The 13,920-nt window shown below is 72.9% G+C and carries 11 protein-coding genes; 6 read left to right on the top strand and 5 right to left on the bottom strand.

From position 1 onward, the window contains the following. From ACZ52J_RS40385 to ACZ52J_RS40395, 3 genes are all read right to left on the bottom strand, one after another. Positions 1 to 582 (bottom strand): NAD-dependent epimerase/dehydratase family protein (locus ACZ52J_RS40385; protein WP_465626162.1); only part of this gene is annotated, 582 nt, incomplete at its 3' end. Positions 583 to 605: 23 nt separating this feature from the next. After that, positions 606 to 1,718, bottom strand: a complete 1,113-nt coding sequence (locus tag ACZ52J_RS40390) for an alkene reductase (protein ID WP_465626164.1) — start codon at positions 1,716 to 1,718, stop codon at positions 606 to 608. Positions 1,719 to 1,752: 34 nt separating this feature from the next. Further along, positions 1,753 to 2,334: a hypothetical protein gene (locus ACZ52J_RS40395; RefSeq protein ID WP_465626166.1), complete on the bottom strand. Its 582-nt coding sequence runs from the start codon at positions 2,332 to 2,334 to the stop codon at positions 1,753 to 1,755. 217 nt (positions 2,335 to 2,551) lie between these two features. On the opposite strand from ACZ52J_RS40395, the gene ACZ52J_RS40400 reads away from it, so the two are divergent. Both ACZ52J_RS40400 and ACZ52J_RS40405 read left to right on the top strand, forming a co-directional pair. Continuing rightward, positions 2,552 to 3,880 carry an MFS transporter gene (locus ACZ52J_RS40400; RefSeq protein WP_465626168.1) on the top strand — a complete coding sequence of 443 codons (1,329 nt, stop codon included), beginning with the start codon at positions 2,552 to 2,554 and terminating at the stop codon, positions 3,878 to 3,880. A gap of 424 nt (positions 3,881 to 4,304) precedes the next feature. After that, positions 4,305 to 6,545 carry an RICIN domain-containing protein gene (locus ACZ52J_RS40405; protein WP_465626171.1) on the top strand — a complete coding sequence of 747 codons (2,241 nt, stop codon included), beginning with the start codon at positions 4,305 to 4,307 and terminating at the stop codon, positions 6,543 to 6,545. Between the two features lie 183 nt (positions 6,546 to 6,728). Here the strand turns inward: ACZ52J_RS40405 and ACZ52J_RS40410 are convergent, their stop codons facing one another. Continuing rightward, positions 6,729 to 7,961, bottom strand: coding sequence for an ROK family protein (locus ACZ52J_RS40410; protein WP_465626173.1), 1,233 nt, complete (start codon positions 7,959 to 7,961; stop codon positions 6,729 to 6,731). A 210-nt stretch (positions 7,962 to 8,171) separates the two neighbouring features. On the opposite strand from ACZ52J_RS40410, the gene ACZ52J_RS40415 reads away from it, so the two are divergent. From ACZ52J_RS40415 to ACZ52J_RS40430, 4 genes are all read left to right on the top strand, one after another. Further along, positions 8,172 to 9,479, top strand: coding sequence for an ABC transporter substrate-binding protein (locus ACZ52J_RS40415; RefSeq protein ID WP_465626175.1), 1,308 nt, complete (start codon positions 8,172 to 8,174; stop codon positions 9,477 to 9,479). Between the two features lie 93 nt (positions 9,480 to 9,572). After that, positions 9,573 to 10,526, top strand: a complete 954-nt coding sequence (locus tag ACZ52J_RS40420) for a carbohydrate ABC transporter permease (RefSeq protein WP_465626177.1) — start codon at positions 9,573 to 9,575, stop codon at positions 10,524 to 10,526. Continuing rightward, positions 10,523 to 11,389 (top strand): carbohydrate ABC transporter permease, encoded by an 867-nt coding sequence (locus ACZ52J_RS40425; protein WP_465626179.1) that lies wholly within the window; start codon positions 10,523 to 10,525, stop codon positions 11,387 to 11,389. Before ACZ52J_RS40420 ends, ACZ52J_RS40425 begins: the two co-directional genes overlap by 4 nt. 11 nt (positions 11,390 to 11,400) lie before the next feature. Continuing rightward, the gene (locus tag ACZ52J_RS40430) at positions 11,401 to 13,413 is read left to right on the top strand and encodes a hypothetical protein (RefSeq protein WP_465626181.1); all 2,013 of its coding nucleotides are present in this window, start codon (positions 11,401 to 11,403) and stop codon (positions 13,411 to 13,413) included. A 102-nt stretch (positions 13,414 to 13,515) separates the two neighbouring features. Here the strand turns inward: ACZ52J_RS40430 and ACZ52J_RS40435 are convergent. After that, a partial coding sequence (locus ACZ52J_RS40435) for an amidohydrolase family protein (protein WP_465626183.1) occupies positions 13,516 to 13,920 on the bottom strand: 405 nt, incomplete at its 5' end.

Consider the following 13,920-nt stretch of genomic DNA (forward strand, 5'->3'; position numbering starts at 1 on the left):
GTCGACAACTTGGACCGGCTGCTTTGGGCGGCGGGGCGGGGCGATCCGGCGGCCGCACGCCGCCCGACGCACCCGGTAGGGGAGCAAGTGGTTCTTGTTTGGTGGCCCGGCCACCTTGCCGGGCCGCACGATGGTCGCCCGGTCGCCGTAGCGGGCGGTGACGTCGTCCTCGCAGGCGACCTTGAGCCGGCCGTAGGTCTCCTCGGTGAGCTGCTCCGCCTCGCACAGCGGGGCGCGGAGCGGGGCGGACTCGTCCGAGCCGGGGGCGAGGCCGTCCCGCCGGTACACCGCGTGGCTGGAGATGCAGAGGTAACGGCCGACCCGGTCGCCGAGGACGGCCATGGCCTGGTCGACCTGGTGCGGGCGGTAGCCACTGACGTCCACCACGGCGTCCCAGCGGCCGTCCCGCAGGGCGGTGAGGTCGCCGGTGTCGCGGTCGCCGATCAGCCGGCGGGCGTCGGGGAAGAGGCCGGGGCTGGTCCGGCCGCGGTTGAACAGGGTGACCTCGGCGCCGGATCGCAGGGCGTCGTCGACGATCGTGCGGCCGACGAAGGAGGTGCCACCGAGGACGAGGATCCGCATGGGGCCCAGGGTAGGACCCGGTGTCAACCGAGCTGACTGGGCGTCGGGTGGCCCGTGAGCTTCGGGTAGTCGGTGAGACCGGTCGCCGTCCGGCCGTAGAGGTGGGTCGGGTCGACGGGGGTGAGCGGGGCGTGGGCGGCGAACCGTTCCGGCAGGTCGGGGTTGGCGATGAAGGCGCGGCCGTAGGAGACCAGGTCGGCCAGCCCGGCGGCCAGGACCGCCTCGCCGCGTTCGCGGTCGGTGGCGGCGCGGTTCTCGCCGACATTGGCGATCAGCGGGCCGGACCAGCGGGGGCGCAGGTCGGCCAGGGCCGGGTAGTCGTCGTTGTCGGTGAGGTGGAGGTAGGCCAGGCCGAGGCCGTCGAGTTCGGCGATCAGCGCCCGGTAGACCGGTGCCGGGTCGGCCTCGTGCATGCCGAACTGCGGGTTGCCGGGGGACAGTCGCAGGCCGAGGCGGTCGGGGCCGATCGCGTCGGCGACGGCGGTGACGAGTTCGATCGGGAAGCGCAGGCGGTCGGCGAGGGTGTGGGGGCCGTACTCGTCGGTGCGCAGGTTGGTGTTGTCGGCCAGGAACTGGTGGATCAGGTAGGAGTTGGCGCCGTGCAGTTCGACGGCGCCGAAGCCGGCGGCGAGTGCGTTGCGGGCGGCGCCGACGTGGTCGGCGATCGCCTGGCGGATCTCCTCGCGGGTCATCTCGCGCGGGGTGACGGCTTCGGCCTTGCCGCCGTCCCTGACGTGCACCGGGCCGGGTGCGGGGACGGCGGAGGGGCCGGCCGGCAGGTCGCCGAGCAGCCGGTTGAGCGGGTGTCCCTGGCGGCCGCCGTGCATCAGCTGGGCGACGATCCGCCCGCCGGCCGCCTGCACGGCCTCGGTGACCGCGCGCCAGCCGGCCACGTGCGCGGGCGTCTCCAGGCCCGGGAGGTACCAGCCGGACTGGCCGCGGCTGCTGGGCCAGATGCCCTCGGTGACGATCAGGCCGGCGCTCGCGCGCTGGGCGTAGTACTCGGCGACGACGGGCAGTGGCGTACCGTCCTCGGCGGCCCGGTAGCGCGTCATCGGGGCCATGACGACGCGGTTGGGGAGGTCGAGTGAGCCGAGGCGGTACGGGCCGAGCAGGGATTCCGTGGTGGTGGTCATGCCGGTACGGTAGAACTTGACATCAATGTCAGGTTCAAGCGCCGGTGGCCCCTTCGGTGGTTGCCGGGGTCGCGAGGGTTGCGGCTGCGGCGCTCGCCTCGGTGAGGATCAACTCCTCCATGCCGTAAAGGAAGTGCTCCATCGCGGGGCGCGGCAGCACGGAGGGGTTCGCGGTCATGGCGAGGCTGAGCGCCTCGGGGGACTGCAGGGCGTCCAGGGCGTAGGTCAGGCCGGGGCGCGGCTCGAACTCGACCGGCCAGGTGAGGGTGGTCCGGTCGTCGCCGGGGTCGGCGGTGGCGGGGAGCAGCTCGCGGGTGTCGTTGAAGACGCAGGACCGGTCGGCGAGTTCGACGCCCTCGGCGGTCAGCCGCGCGATCTCGGCGGCCAGCGCGTGCAGCGAGTCGTGCAGGTGCAGCAGCTGCTCCAGTGCGCCGCGCACGACGGGCAGCGGCAGCCCGGGGTCCAGTGGCGCGGCGGTGGTGGTGTTGTAGCGCGGCGCGTCGGCCGGGGCCAGCCGGCGTACGGCGTCCCAGATGGCCTGTTGGCCCCAGGTGGCCGGGCCGGACCCGGCCCGTCCGGACGAGAAGACGATCTCCAGCAGTTGACGAGTGCTCACCGTGAGGCTCTCCGTAGTGCGGTGGTCATGACGTCGTGCCGGTGCGTTGGGAGCGCGGGGTGCTGCTGGGGAGAGTGTGGCGCACCGCCCGCCGCACGTCGAGGGTCCGGTGGGTCGGGGGTGGCCGGGTGGGACGGGGGACGGGGGTTCCATGGTTGTCTTGATATGAAGTATCTTGATGTCGAGATTGATGCCGATCGTGCGACGGGGGCCTGCCATGCGGGGGAACGGACTGATAGCGCAGCTGCGGAAGCCCCCGGGCGGGCGGGACGCGCGGATCATGCTGCTGGCGCAGTGCGTCGACCGGACCGGGACCGGCGTCTGGGCGGCGGCCTCGGTGCTCTACTTCACCTACGTGTGCGGGATGGACGCCCGGCAGCTCGGCCTGCTGCTGGGCGTCGGCGCGGTGGCGGGGATCGCCGGATCGCCGCTGGCCGGGCGGGCGGCCGAGCGGGTGCCGGTGCGGTGGCTGCTGATCGGGTGCCACCTGCTGCGGCTGGGGACGATGAGCCTGCTGCTGGTCGTCGACGACTTCGCCGCGCTGCTCCCCGTCGTCGCCCTGACCTGCCTCGCCGAGCGGGCCGCCAAGACCCTGGAGATGCTGTTCGCCACCCGGATCGCGGGCGAGCGGCGCGCCACGTACCAGGCGCTGTTCCGCAGCGTGGCCAACGCCGGGTACGCGGTCGGCGCGGGCATCTCGGCGATCGGCCTCGCCGTGGGCACCACCGCCGCCTACCGCACGCTGATCGTGGCCAACGGGCTCTCCTTCGTCCTGGCCGCCGTCCTCGTCTGGCGTACCCGGGAACCGGCCGGGCGCGGCCTGGTCGCGGCGGCCTCCGGGGCGGAGCCCGCCGCCGACCCGATCGCCGCGCCGAGCCCCTGGCGCGACCGCGGCTACCTGCTGTTCGTCCTGCTGGACATGCCGATGAACCTGGACGACTCGATCCTCAACGTCGGCCTGCCGCTCTGGCTCGTCCACCACACCGGCGCGCCGCACGCCGTCGTCCCGGTCTTCCTGGTCCTCAACACGGTGCTCGTGGTGCTGCTGCAACTGCGCGTCTCGGCACTGGCGGAGGGCCCGCGCGGGGCGGCCGCGGCGGTGGGCTGGTACGGGGCGACGCTGTTCGCCGGCTGTCTGTTGATCGCGCTCGCCACCGGCGCAGGGCCATGGACGGCCTCGCTCGCGTTGCTGGCCGCGGCGATGCTGGTCACCCTGGCGGAGCTGATGCGGTCGGTGAGCTCCTGGGAGCTGGCGGTCGTCCTGGCGCCGCCGGGTGCCCAGGCCTCGTACCTGGGGGTGGCCGGGATGTCCCAGTCGGTACAGAAGTCGGTGGGCCCGCTGCTGCTGACCGGGGTGGTGATGGCGGCCGGACCGGCCGGCTGGCTGGGCCTCGGCGCGGCGAGCGTCGGCCTCGGCGCGCTCCAGCGCCGGGCCAGCCTGCGCCGACTGGCCGCCCTGACCGGCCCGGCGGCGCCCGAGGCTCCGGCGGCGACCAAGGTTTCGGCGGCCGAGCCGTCGAAGCGGGCGGGCGCGGCGGTCGGCTGAGTCGGTGGACGCCGCCGGGCCGGTCAGCGGGCGCCCGGGGCGTTGGCGGCGGTGACGTATAGGCCCGGGGTGCGCGGGACTGATCAACGGGCTGAGCTTTGATCACCGGGGACGTTCGAAAATGCTCAACCGTGGCCCCTGGGGTCGGCGGGGTCCGATGGCCGGATCGTGCCTGGTTCTGCCGGATTTGAGTGGCTGTGAGCGGTCGCGGCAGGGCGCTTTGGAGGTCTTGACTTCCCCGAAGTGCTCTGCAACCCTTTGCTCGAAGTTGAGCGATAATGGTCAGAGTGAATCAAAATCGACCCAGTCTCGATACAGCCTCGCGCGCACACGGCCCCGGTCCGTCGTGACTCGTGCCGGCGCGTCGCGCTCGGGCTCCGTTCCCCCACGGCAGCACCGATAGGTGCCCCGCAAAGGAGTACCCGTGTCCCTTCCCCCACCCCGAAGGCTCGCCGTCGCACTGACAGCCGCAGCCGCGCTGCTGGCCCCCGCCGTCCTTCCGGCCGGAGCCGGGGCCGCGGCCTCGGCCGATGCCTCCGCGACCGCGACCGCGACCTACACGGTGAGCGTCGGAGCGCCGACCCCCTACCCGCACCCGACCGACACCCCGGCCGTCCCGTACGTCGACAAGGACGGCACCTTCTACTTCCAGCAGTCGGCCGCGCTCTACGGCAAGAACGACCCGCGCTACTGGGACTTCTTCACCGGGAGCGACTTCGACACCGCCACCCGCTCCGGTGCCATCAGCGACGCCGTGAACCCGGCCGACGCCACCGACCGGAACAACGACACGACCGCGCGCTGCAACAACAGCCCCACGGGCCGCGAGGCGACGTTCGCCGGCGGCACCAGCGGGTACGCGCAGAAGAACTACTGCGACCTGTCCGGGGTCTGGGTCGATCCCGACACCGGTGACTGGTACGGGCTGGTGCACAACGAGTTCACCCCGCAGCCGTTCGGCGACGGACTCCACTACGACGCGATCGACTACGCGGTCTCCACCGACCAGGGTCGGACCTGGAGCATCAGGGACCACGCCATCACCTCGCCGTACAGCACGAAGCGGGGCGACACCGCCCAGTTCCCGAACCAGACGTACTCCTACGGCGACGGCGACCAGCGGCTGCTCGTGGATGCCGCGTCCGGGTACTTCTACGTGTTCTACGGCTCGCGCGTCGTGGACAAGAGCGGCGGCTGGAAGGCCTTCCACGAGCACGTCGCCCGCGCGCCGATCTCCGCCAAGATGGCCCCCGGCTCCTGGCAGAAGTGGTACGACGGCGCCTGGTCCCAGCCCGGCCGGGGCGGCCGGGAGAGCAACATGGTGCCGGCCGACTCCGCGAACCCCGCCGGCTACACCCCGGTGGCGGGGGAGTACGACCCGGCCACCACGGGGACCGCGGACCAGCAGGTCGCGGCCGGGAAGATGCCCCCGACCTCGCCCCTGTTCGTCATGGACGTGACCTACGACGCCCATCTCGGGCTGTACATCGGCGAGCCGCAGGCCGTCGACCAGAGCGGCAACGCGCCCCAGCGCTACTACGCCACCGCGGACCTCTCCACCCAGAAGTGGGTCCCGATCGGCGACAGCGGGAGCTACCACACCGCCTCCTGGTACCGCTGGTTCCTCGACGGCGCCAATCGCACCGGCTCCGCGATCGTCGGCCGCACCTTCCGCACCTACTGCGCGTTCGGGTGCTCCGGCGGCGCGTCCGGCGAGTACGTGAACGTCACCATCGACTCCTCGACGCCCGCGACGCCTCCTGTCGACGTGAGCAGGACGTACCGGATCGCCAACGGCGACGGCCGGGTGCTCGCCCAGCTCGCCGGGGGCTCGGCCACCACCTCGGTGGCGGCGCCGACCGGCTCCGCTCGGGAGTCCTGGGCCTTCGCCGCCAACGGTGACGGCTCCTACCGGATCGCCAACTCCGCCACCGGGCAGCTGCTCGGCGTCGATTCCTCGGCGGTCGGCGGCCGCGCCTGGGGCGCCCGCCCCACCACCGGTCCGGCTCCGGCGGGCGGGCCGACCGTCGGTCAGCAGTGGTTCCTCCTTCCCGGTACGGCGGCCGACGGCACGAGGACCGGTTCGCTGCGGATCGTGAACCGTTACAGCGGCCTCGCGCTCGGCCTGTCCGCGAACGCCGGCCGGCTCACCGAGACCACCCCGGCCCGGAGTTGGACGGACACCACCGGAAGTACCGTGGGCGGCGCGCGGACCGCGGCCGAGCAGACCCTGACGCTCACGCCCGACGGAGCGGCCGCACTCGACGGTCCCCGCACGGTGGTGGCCTCGGGCAAGGCGCTGGACGATCCCGGCCACTCCACCGGCCAGGGCACCCAGCTCGTCACCTGGACCCCCAACGGCGGCGCGAACCAGAGCTGGGTCTTCACCCGGCAGCCCGACGGCAGCTACCGGATCGCGAACGCCGAGTCGAAGCTGTGCATGGACGTCAGCGGCGGCTCGACCTCGGCCGGCGCCCAGGTGATCCAGTGGGCCTGCACCGGCGGCGCCAACCAGCGGTGGATCGCCACCCCGGTGGCGGGCGGCTACACGCTCGCCTCGCAGCGGAGCGGGCTGCTGCTCACCACCGCGTCGAAGAGCGTCGGCGCGCCGGTCACCCAGCAGCCCGACACCGGCTCCGCCCTCCAGCACTGGGTCATCGGCTGAGCTGACCGGACCGTGACGGCCGTCAGGCCGTGACGCGCAGGGCCCGCGGAGGCGCTCCGCGGGCCCTGCGCGTACGTGGCGCGTGCCGATGGGGTATTGATTCGGTCGGGAGTCGAACGATGCTCGGGGTCGAACTGTGGCGGGGAGTCGAACTATGGCTGACCCGTGGGCTGCCGGGCCGGCTCAGTCGCGGCTCATCGCTCGCGTCGGGTCCTGGTAGACGGCGTCGAGGGCGAGCAGGGCGGCTCCGCGCATGGTGCCGGTCAGGCCGATCCGGGACAGGAGGATCTCGGAGCCGCCCGAGTCCGGTGCCATCACGCGCTCGCGGACCTGGTCGGTCACGCTGTCGATCAGGTACTCGCCGAAGAACGCGAAGTGGCCGCCGAGCACGACCAGTCGGGGGTTGAGGATGTCGGCGAGGAGCGCGATGCCGGGGGCGAGGTTGTCGGCGATGCGCCGCAGCGCGTCCAGTGTGCGGGCGTCCCCGGCCCGCGCGCGGTCGCGCAGTTCGGTGAGGCGCCGTTCCAGGTCCACCATCGGGTCCCAGACCATGTCGCCGGGGTCGGCGGCGTAGCGCAGCAGGGCCCCGCGGCCCACGGTGGTCTCCCAGCAGCCGCGCCGCCCGCAGGTGCAGAGCCGGTCGGAGGGCACCAGCTGGAGGTGGCCGACCTCGCCCGCGTAGCCGCCCGTGCCGCGCAGGAGCTGTCCGCCCGCGATGATGCCGACGCCGACGCCGGTCTGGCCGGTGACGTAGACGAGGTCGCGGACGTCGTCGGCGGACGCCCGGACGTACTCGGCCAGGGCGCCGAGCTTGGCGTCGTTCTCCAGGTGCAGCTCCGGGGCGGTGGGGCCGAGCCGCTCGCGCAGGCCGGCGATCGCCGGCACGTCGCTCCAGCCGATGTTGGAGGCGTAGGTGACGGTGCCGGTGGCGAGCCTGACGGTGCCCGGCGTCGCCAGCGTCACCCCGACGATGTGCCCGCCGTCGCGGCGGAGCCGGTCGATGCCCCGGGTGATCAGCTGGGCGGTGGTGTCGAGGACGGCGCCGGGGCCGGCGGCCCGTACGTCGAACGGGATCCGTTCCTCGGCGGTCACCTCGCCCTTGAGGTTGAGGGCGAGCAGGCCGACGTAGTCCACGTTGATCTCGGCGCCGATGCCGTGGACGCCGGTGCCGTCGATCTCCACGGCCTGTCCCGGCCGACCGACCGTGCCCCGGTCCCGTTCGGCCTCGCCCTCGCGGATCAGGCCGCCGTCGAGGAGTTCCGCGGTCAGGTTGGACACGGTCGCCTTGGGCAGGCCGGTGTCCTCGGCGATCCGGCTGCGGCTGCGCGGGCCGTCGTCGCGCAGGAGTCGCAGGACCATGCCCAGGTTGGCCCGCCGGGCGGAGGAGCGGTCGCGGGCGACGGCCGGTCCCGCCATCGCCAGGTTCCGTACGCCGGTGCCCTCCAGTGCTGAGCTGATTGCCCTCTCCTCTCGCGCGTCATCCCCGGGCCGGCCGTGCGGTGCTCCCCGACTCGTGGCGCGGGCTGCTGCGGCCGGTCCGCCACCGCTCTTGACTTTAGCAGGGTTAGTTCAAACAATAACCGAACGAATTACGCACCGCCCGGTCCCCCAACCGAGGAGACGCACGTGAAGGCCGGAACCACCACCCTCGCCGCGATAGCCGTCGTCACCGCATCGACCGTCCTGGTCGGCTGCTCGTCCAGTGGTGACCAGGGATCGACGGGCTCCGCCGGGGGGCCCGTGAAGCTGGAGCTCTGGGGCTGGGCCCCCGGATACGACCAGGTCGTGGAGGCGTTCAACCGGACCCACCCGGACATCCAGGTGACCTTCGGCAAGACCGCCTCCGGCTCCAAGGGCGGCTACACCAAGATGCTCACCGCCGCGAAGGCCGGCAACGCCCCCTGCCTGGCCCAGGTCGGCTACGAGACGCTGCCCAGCTTCGCCGCCGCCGGCGCCCTCACCGACATCACCAAGTACACCGCCGACGCCAAGGCGAAGTTCGCCGACTGGACCTGGAAGCAGGTCACCATCGGCGGGCAGACCTACGGCATCCCCGTGGACACCGCGCCGATGGCGCTGTACTACCGCAAGGACCTCTTCGCCAAGTACGGCATCACCACCCCGCCGGCCACCTGGGAGGAGTACGCGGCCGACGCCGCCACGGTGCACGCCGCCGACCCGACCGTCTACCTCGGCAACTTCGGCAACGACGCCTACAACTACGCCGGGCTCGCCTGGCAGGCGGGCGCCAAGTGGTTCGGCACCGGCAACGACACCTGGCAGGTGAGCCTCGCCGGCGAGGCCGGCACGAAGGTGGCCGGATTCTGGCAGGGCCTGCTGGACAGGAAGCTCCTCAAGGCCGATCCGAGCTACGACCCGTCGCTCTACGCCGACCTGACGGACGGCAAGGTCCTGACCGACGTCAACGCGGTCTGGAACGCCCCGACCCTCGCGAGCAGCGTCAAGAGCGGCGCCGGCCAGTGGGCGGTCGCCCCGATGCCGGTCTGGGACGCCGCCGACCCGGTCTACGGCAACGACGGCGGCTCGGCCACCGCCGTCCTCAAGGGCTGCGCCCACGCCAAGGAGGCCGCCGAGTTCGCCGCCTGGATGAGCACCGACCCCGACAGCGTCGGCACCCTGATCAAGGTCACCGGCATCTACCCGGCCGCGACCTCGGGCCTGACCAACCCCGCGCTCACCCAGCCCGACCCGTTCTACGGCGGCCAGGTGATCTTCGACGTCTTCAAGGCAGAGAGCGCCCACATCGCCACCGACTGGCAGTGGGGCCCCACCATGACGCAGACCTCCACCGACCTCGGCGACGGGCTCGGCAAGGCCGGCACCGGCGGCGCCACCCTGCCGAGCGTGCTCGCCGACGTGCAGCGCAAGACCGTGGCCGGCATGAAGCAGCAGGGTCTGGCCGTCTCCGGCTGACGCCCCGCCGACCGGACCCGCACCACCCCCACGGGTGCGGGTCCGGAATGACGGCTCCGCACCATCCGGTCAGACCGAGGAGAGGCAACACGCATGACCACCGCCCCCGCCGGGCGGACAGCACCGCAGGCCCCGCCGGAACGGCCGGCCCGGCCCGCCCGCCGCCCACGCGGCCGGGGCCGGACCGCCGCCCTGTTCCTGGCCCCCTTCCTGCTGCTGTTCACGGCCCTGTACCTGGCACCCATCGGCTACACCGTCCACCAGAGCCTGTACCGGATGCGCCGCTCCGGCCTCGGCCTCTCGGCACCCACGCAGGTGTTCGCCGGCCTCGGCAACTACACCACCGCGCTGGGCGACCCGGAGTTCCGCGCCTCGCTGCTGCGGGTGCTGCTGATCGGTGTCGTCCAGGTGCCGCTGATGCTGCTGCTGGCCCTGGTCCTGGCGCTCCTCCTGGACGCCAGGTCGACCATGTTCAAGCGGTTCTTCCGGCTGGCGTTCTTCCTGCCCTACGCCCTGCCCGGCGTGGTCGGCGCGATCATGTGGTCGTACCTGGTGGCCCCCGGACTCAGCCCGATCACCGCAGCCGCCGAACACCTCGGCCTCCACCTGAGCCTGACCTCCGACGCCATGCTCGGCCCGACCATCGGCAACATGCTGACCTGGGGGTGGACCGGCTACAACATGCTGATCATCTACTCCGCCCTGCAGTCCATCCCGGCGGAACTCGGCGAGGCCGCCGTCATGGACGGCTGCTCGGCCATCGGCATCGCCTGGCGCATCAAGGTGCCGATGATCCGCCCGGCCCTCGTGCTCACCACGGTGTTCTCCATCATCGGCACCGCCCAGCTCTACAACGAGCCGGCCATCCTGCACAACGTGGCGCCGAACCTGAGCAGCACCTACACCCCGATCTACGCCGCCTACAACGCCGTGGACGCCGACAACTTCACCATGGCCGCCACCGAGTCCGTCCTGCTCGCGCTGCTGGCGTTCGTGCTCTCCTTCGGCTTCCTCAAGCTCGTCCAGCGCCGCGGAGCCGCCCTGTGAGCACACCGTCCACCCCCCGCACGCACCCGCCGGCCTCCCGCTGGCTCGTCCTGGGCGTCCTGCTCATCGCCTCCGTCTACTTCCTGGCCCCCGTGTGGTGGCTGCTCGTCGCCTCGACGAAGACAAGCAGCGGCCTCTTCTCCGGGAACGGCTTCTGGTTCGGCGACTTCGCCCTCTTCGACAACCTCGGCCAGGTGTTCACCCGCCAGGACGGCATCTACTGGCAGTGGCTGGGCAACAGCGCCCTCTACGCGGTCGGCGGCGCGGGCATCAGCACCCTCTTCTCCGCCATGGCGGGCTACGCGCTGGCCAAGTACCGGTTCCGCGGGCGGGAACTCACCTTCAACGGTGTCCTCGCCGCCGTACTCGTCCCGCAGCCGCTGCTGGCCGTGCCGCTCTACCTGCTCTTCTCCCGGCTCCACCTGGTCAACACCCACTGGGCGGTCCTGCTGCCCAGCATGGTCAGCCCCTTCGGCGTCTACCTCGCCCGCGTCTACGCCGCCGCCTCCGTCCCCGACGAGATCATCGAGGCCGGACGGATCGACGGAGCCGGCGAACTGCGGATCTTCGCCACCATCGCGCTGCGGGTGATGTCCCCGGCGCTGGTCACCGTCTTCCTGTTCCAGTTCGTCTCCATCTGGACCAACTACCTGCTGCCCGTCCTGATGCTGGCCGACGACCACCTCCAGCCGGTCACCGTCGGCGTCGTCGGCTGGCAGGCCCAGCGGGCGCTCGGACCCGGCGCGCCGCCGCTGAACATCGTGATCACCGCGGCCATGGTCTCCGCCGTCCCGCTGGTCGTCCTCTTCCTGTCCCTGCAACGCTTCTGGCGCTCCGGCCTCACCGCCGGCAGCACCAAGTGAGGAGGCCTCGCGTGCCCGCGAGGTACCACCTGCGGTTCCAGCTCCACCCGACCCCGGACGCCGCCGAACGGGCCGCCGAACTGGCCGAGTTCTGCCGGGACGCCGGCGTCGACGAGGTCGTCCTCCTCCTCGGAGCGGAGGAGTTCCACGCCGGGCACCCCTACGGCGCCGCCGAGGACCGCTGGTACGACACCGCCTCCGCCGCGGCCACGGTCCTGCGGACGGCCGGGCTCGACGTCAGCCTCAACCCCTGGGTGACCGCCGGCCACGCGGACCGCGGCCGCGTCGACCGCCTGGGATTCGCGCCCATGGTCGGCCCGGACGGCACGGTGGCCACCGCGCAGGCGTCCTTCGCCTGCCCGCGCTTCCGCTCCTGGATCACCGCCCACTACGCCCGCTTCGCCGACCTGGACCTGCGAGTGCTGTGGCTGGAGGACGACTTCCGCTACCACAACCACGCCCCGCTGCCCTGGGGCGGCGGCTTCGAACCCCTGATGCTCGACCGGTTCGCCGACCTGGCGGGGGAGCGGGCGACCCGGGAACAGCTCGTCGCGGCCGTGACCGCCCCCGGCGCGCCCCACCCCTGGCGCGCACTCCTGCAACAGGTCTGGCGCACCGCCCAACTGGAGGTCGCCTCGGCGATCGCGGCGGCCGTCTCCGAGCGGTCCGGCGGCCGTACCGGGCTCGGCCTGATGAGTTCCGAGCCCGGCGTCCACGCCGTCGAGGGCCGCGACTGGCCCGCCCTCTTCGACGCGCTCGCCATCGACGGACAGGTCACCCACCGGCCCCACTTCGCCCGCTACGGCGACGCCCCGGGCCGCGAACTCAGCTTCTCCGTCTGGATGCTGGAGGTCCAACGGGCCCTGCGGCCGCCGTACGTGCGCAGCGAACCGGAGATCGAGAACTGGCCGCACACCGCGTGGTCCAAGTCCGACACCCAGACCTGGTCCGAACTGGTCACCGCCCAACTCGCCGGCTCGGACGCCCTGTTCCTCAACGTCCACCCGATGCAGTCCGGCCGCGCCCAGCGCTTCCCCCGCGTCGCCGAACTGCTGCGCCGCTCCCGGCCCGCGCTCGACCTCGTCGCCGAACGCGTCCCGGGCCGGCCGGTCACCCACGGCGTGGCGCTCCCGGTGCGCCAGGACGCCGCCGCCCGGGTGCGCACCGACCGGGGCGGCGACCTCGCCGACCTGGCCGTGGACCCGGGCCCGGCAGCGGACTTCCTGCTCCGCTACGGCGTCCCCGTCACCGCCGGGGACGCCCCGGTCCGCGTCCTGTTCGGCCGGCTCGCCCGGGCCTACGACGACGCCGAGCTCCGGCGGATGCTCACCGGCGGCCTGCTGCTGGACGGCACCGCCGCGCGCATCCTCTGCGCACGCGGATTCGGGCACCTGATCGGCGTCACCGTCGACGAACTCGCCCAGCGCGAGGGCGGCCGCGAGAGCGTTGCCCAGCCGGGCCCCTACGCGCTGGAGCGGGTGCTCCCGGTGCCGGGGGCCGGTGCGAGTCACGGTGCCTACCTCAGCGTCAACGCGCAGCCGGCGCTGGCCCGGCTGCGGCCGGCCGCGGACGCCGAGAGCTGGACCGAGGTCCTGACCCCGGACCACCAGGTGTGGGGCGCCGGCCGGTGCGTCGTCACCAACGAACTCGGGGGCCGCGTCGGCGTCCTGGCCGCCACCGCCGTCGAACTGCTGCCCTACGACGACGACGGCCAGCGGCTGCTGCACGCCATGGTCCGCTACCTGGAGGGCGACCGCCCCACCCTGCCACTGGTCAGCGGCGGCCCCCACCTGATCCCGCAGCTGGCCCGGACGGACGAGGGCTGGCGCCTCGCCGTGGCCAACGGCAGCGCGGACCCGGCCCGGGTCCGGGTGCACCTGCCCGGCGACCCCGTCCGCACCGAGACCACCCTGCTCCGCCCGCTGGCCGCTCCGGAGGGCGTCGCCGCCACCGCGACCGGCCGCACCGTCGACATCGACGGGGACCTGCCGCACCGCGGTTGGCTGCTCGTCGACTGGCGGTAGCGGCGGAGTACGTGCCGACGGCCTGTCGGACGGATGGCTCGGACGGCCTGATCAGACGGATGACTCAGACGGACGGTCAGACGGGCGGCTCAGACGGGCGGCTCAGACGGATGTCACCGTGCGGAACCTTTCCCCGCCGAGGATCCAGCGGCCGCGGCGCATGACGGCGACCAGGTCGAAGCTGTCGGAGTCGACCACGACGAGGTCGGCGAGCTTGCCTGCTTCGAGGGTGCCGATGGAGTCGCTCAGGCCGAGCAGCCGGGCCGGGGTGGCGGACAGCGACTCGACGGCCTGGCCGAGGGTCAGCTTCCCCAGGGTGAGCGCTCTTCGGAACACCCGGTCGAGGGTGAGGGTGGAGCCCGCGATGGAGCTGCCGTCCGGAAGCATCGCCACGCCGTCCTTGACTTCGACTTGGAGGGGGCCGAGGGGGTAGAGGCCGTCGCCCATGCCGGCGGCGCCCATGGCGTCGGTGATCAGGGCGACGCGGGCGGGGCCGGCGGTGCCGTA

It is taken from the genome of Kitasatospora sp. NPDC034035, assembly GCF_055575755.1.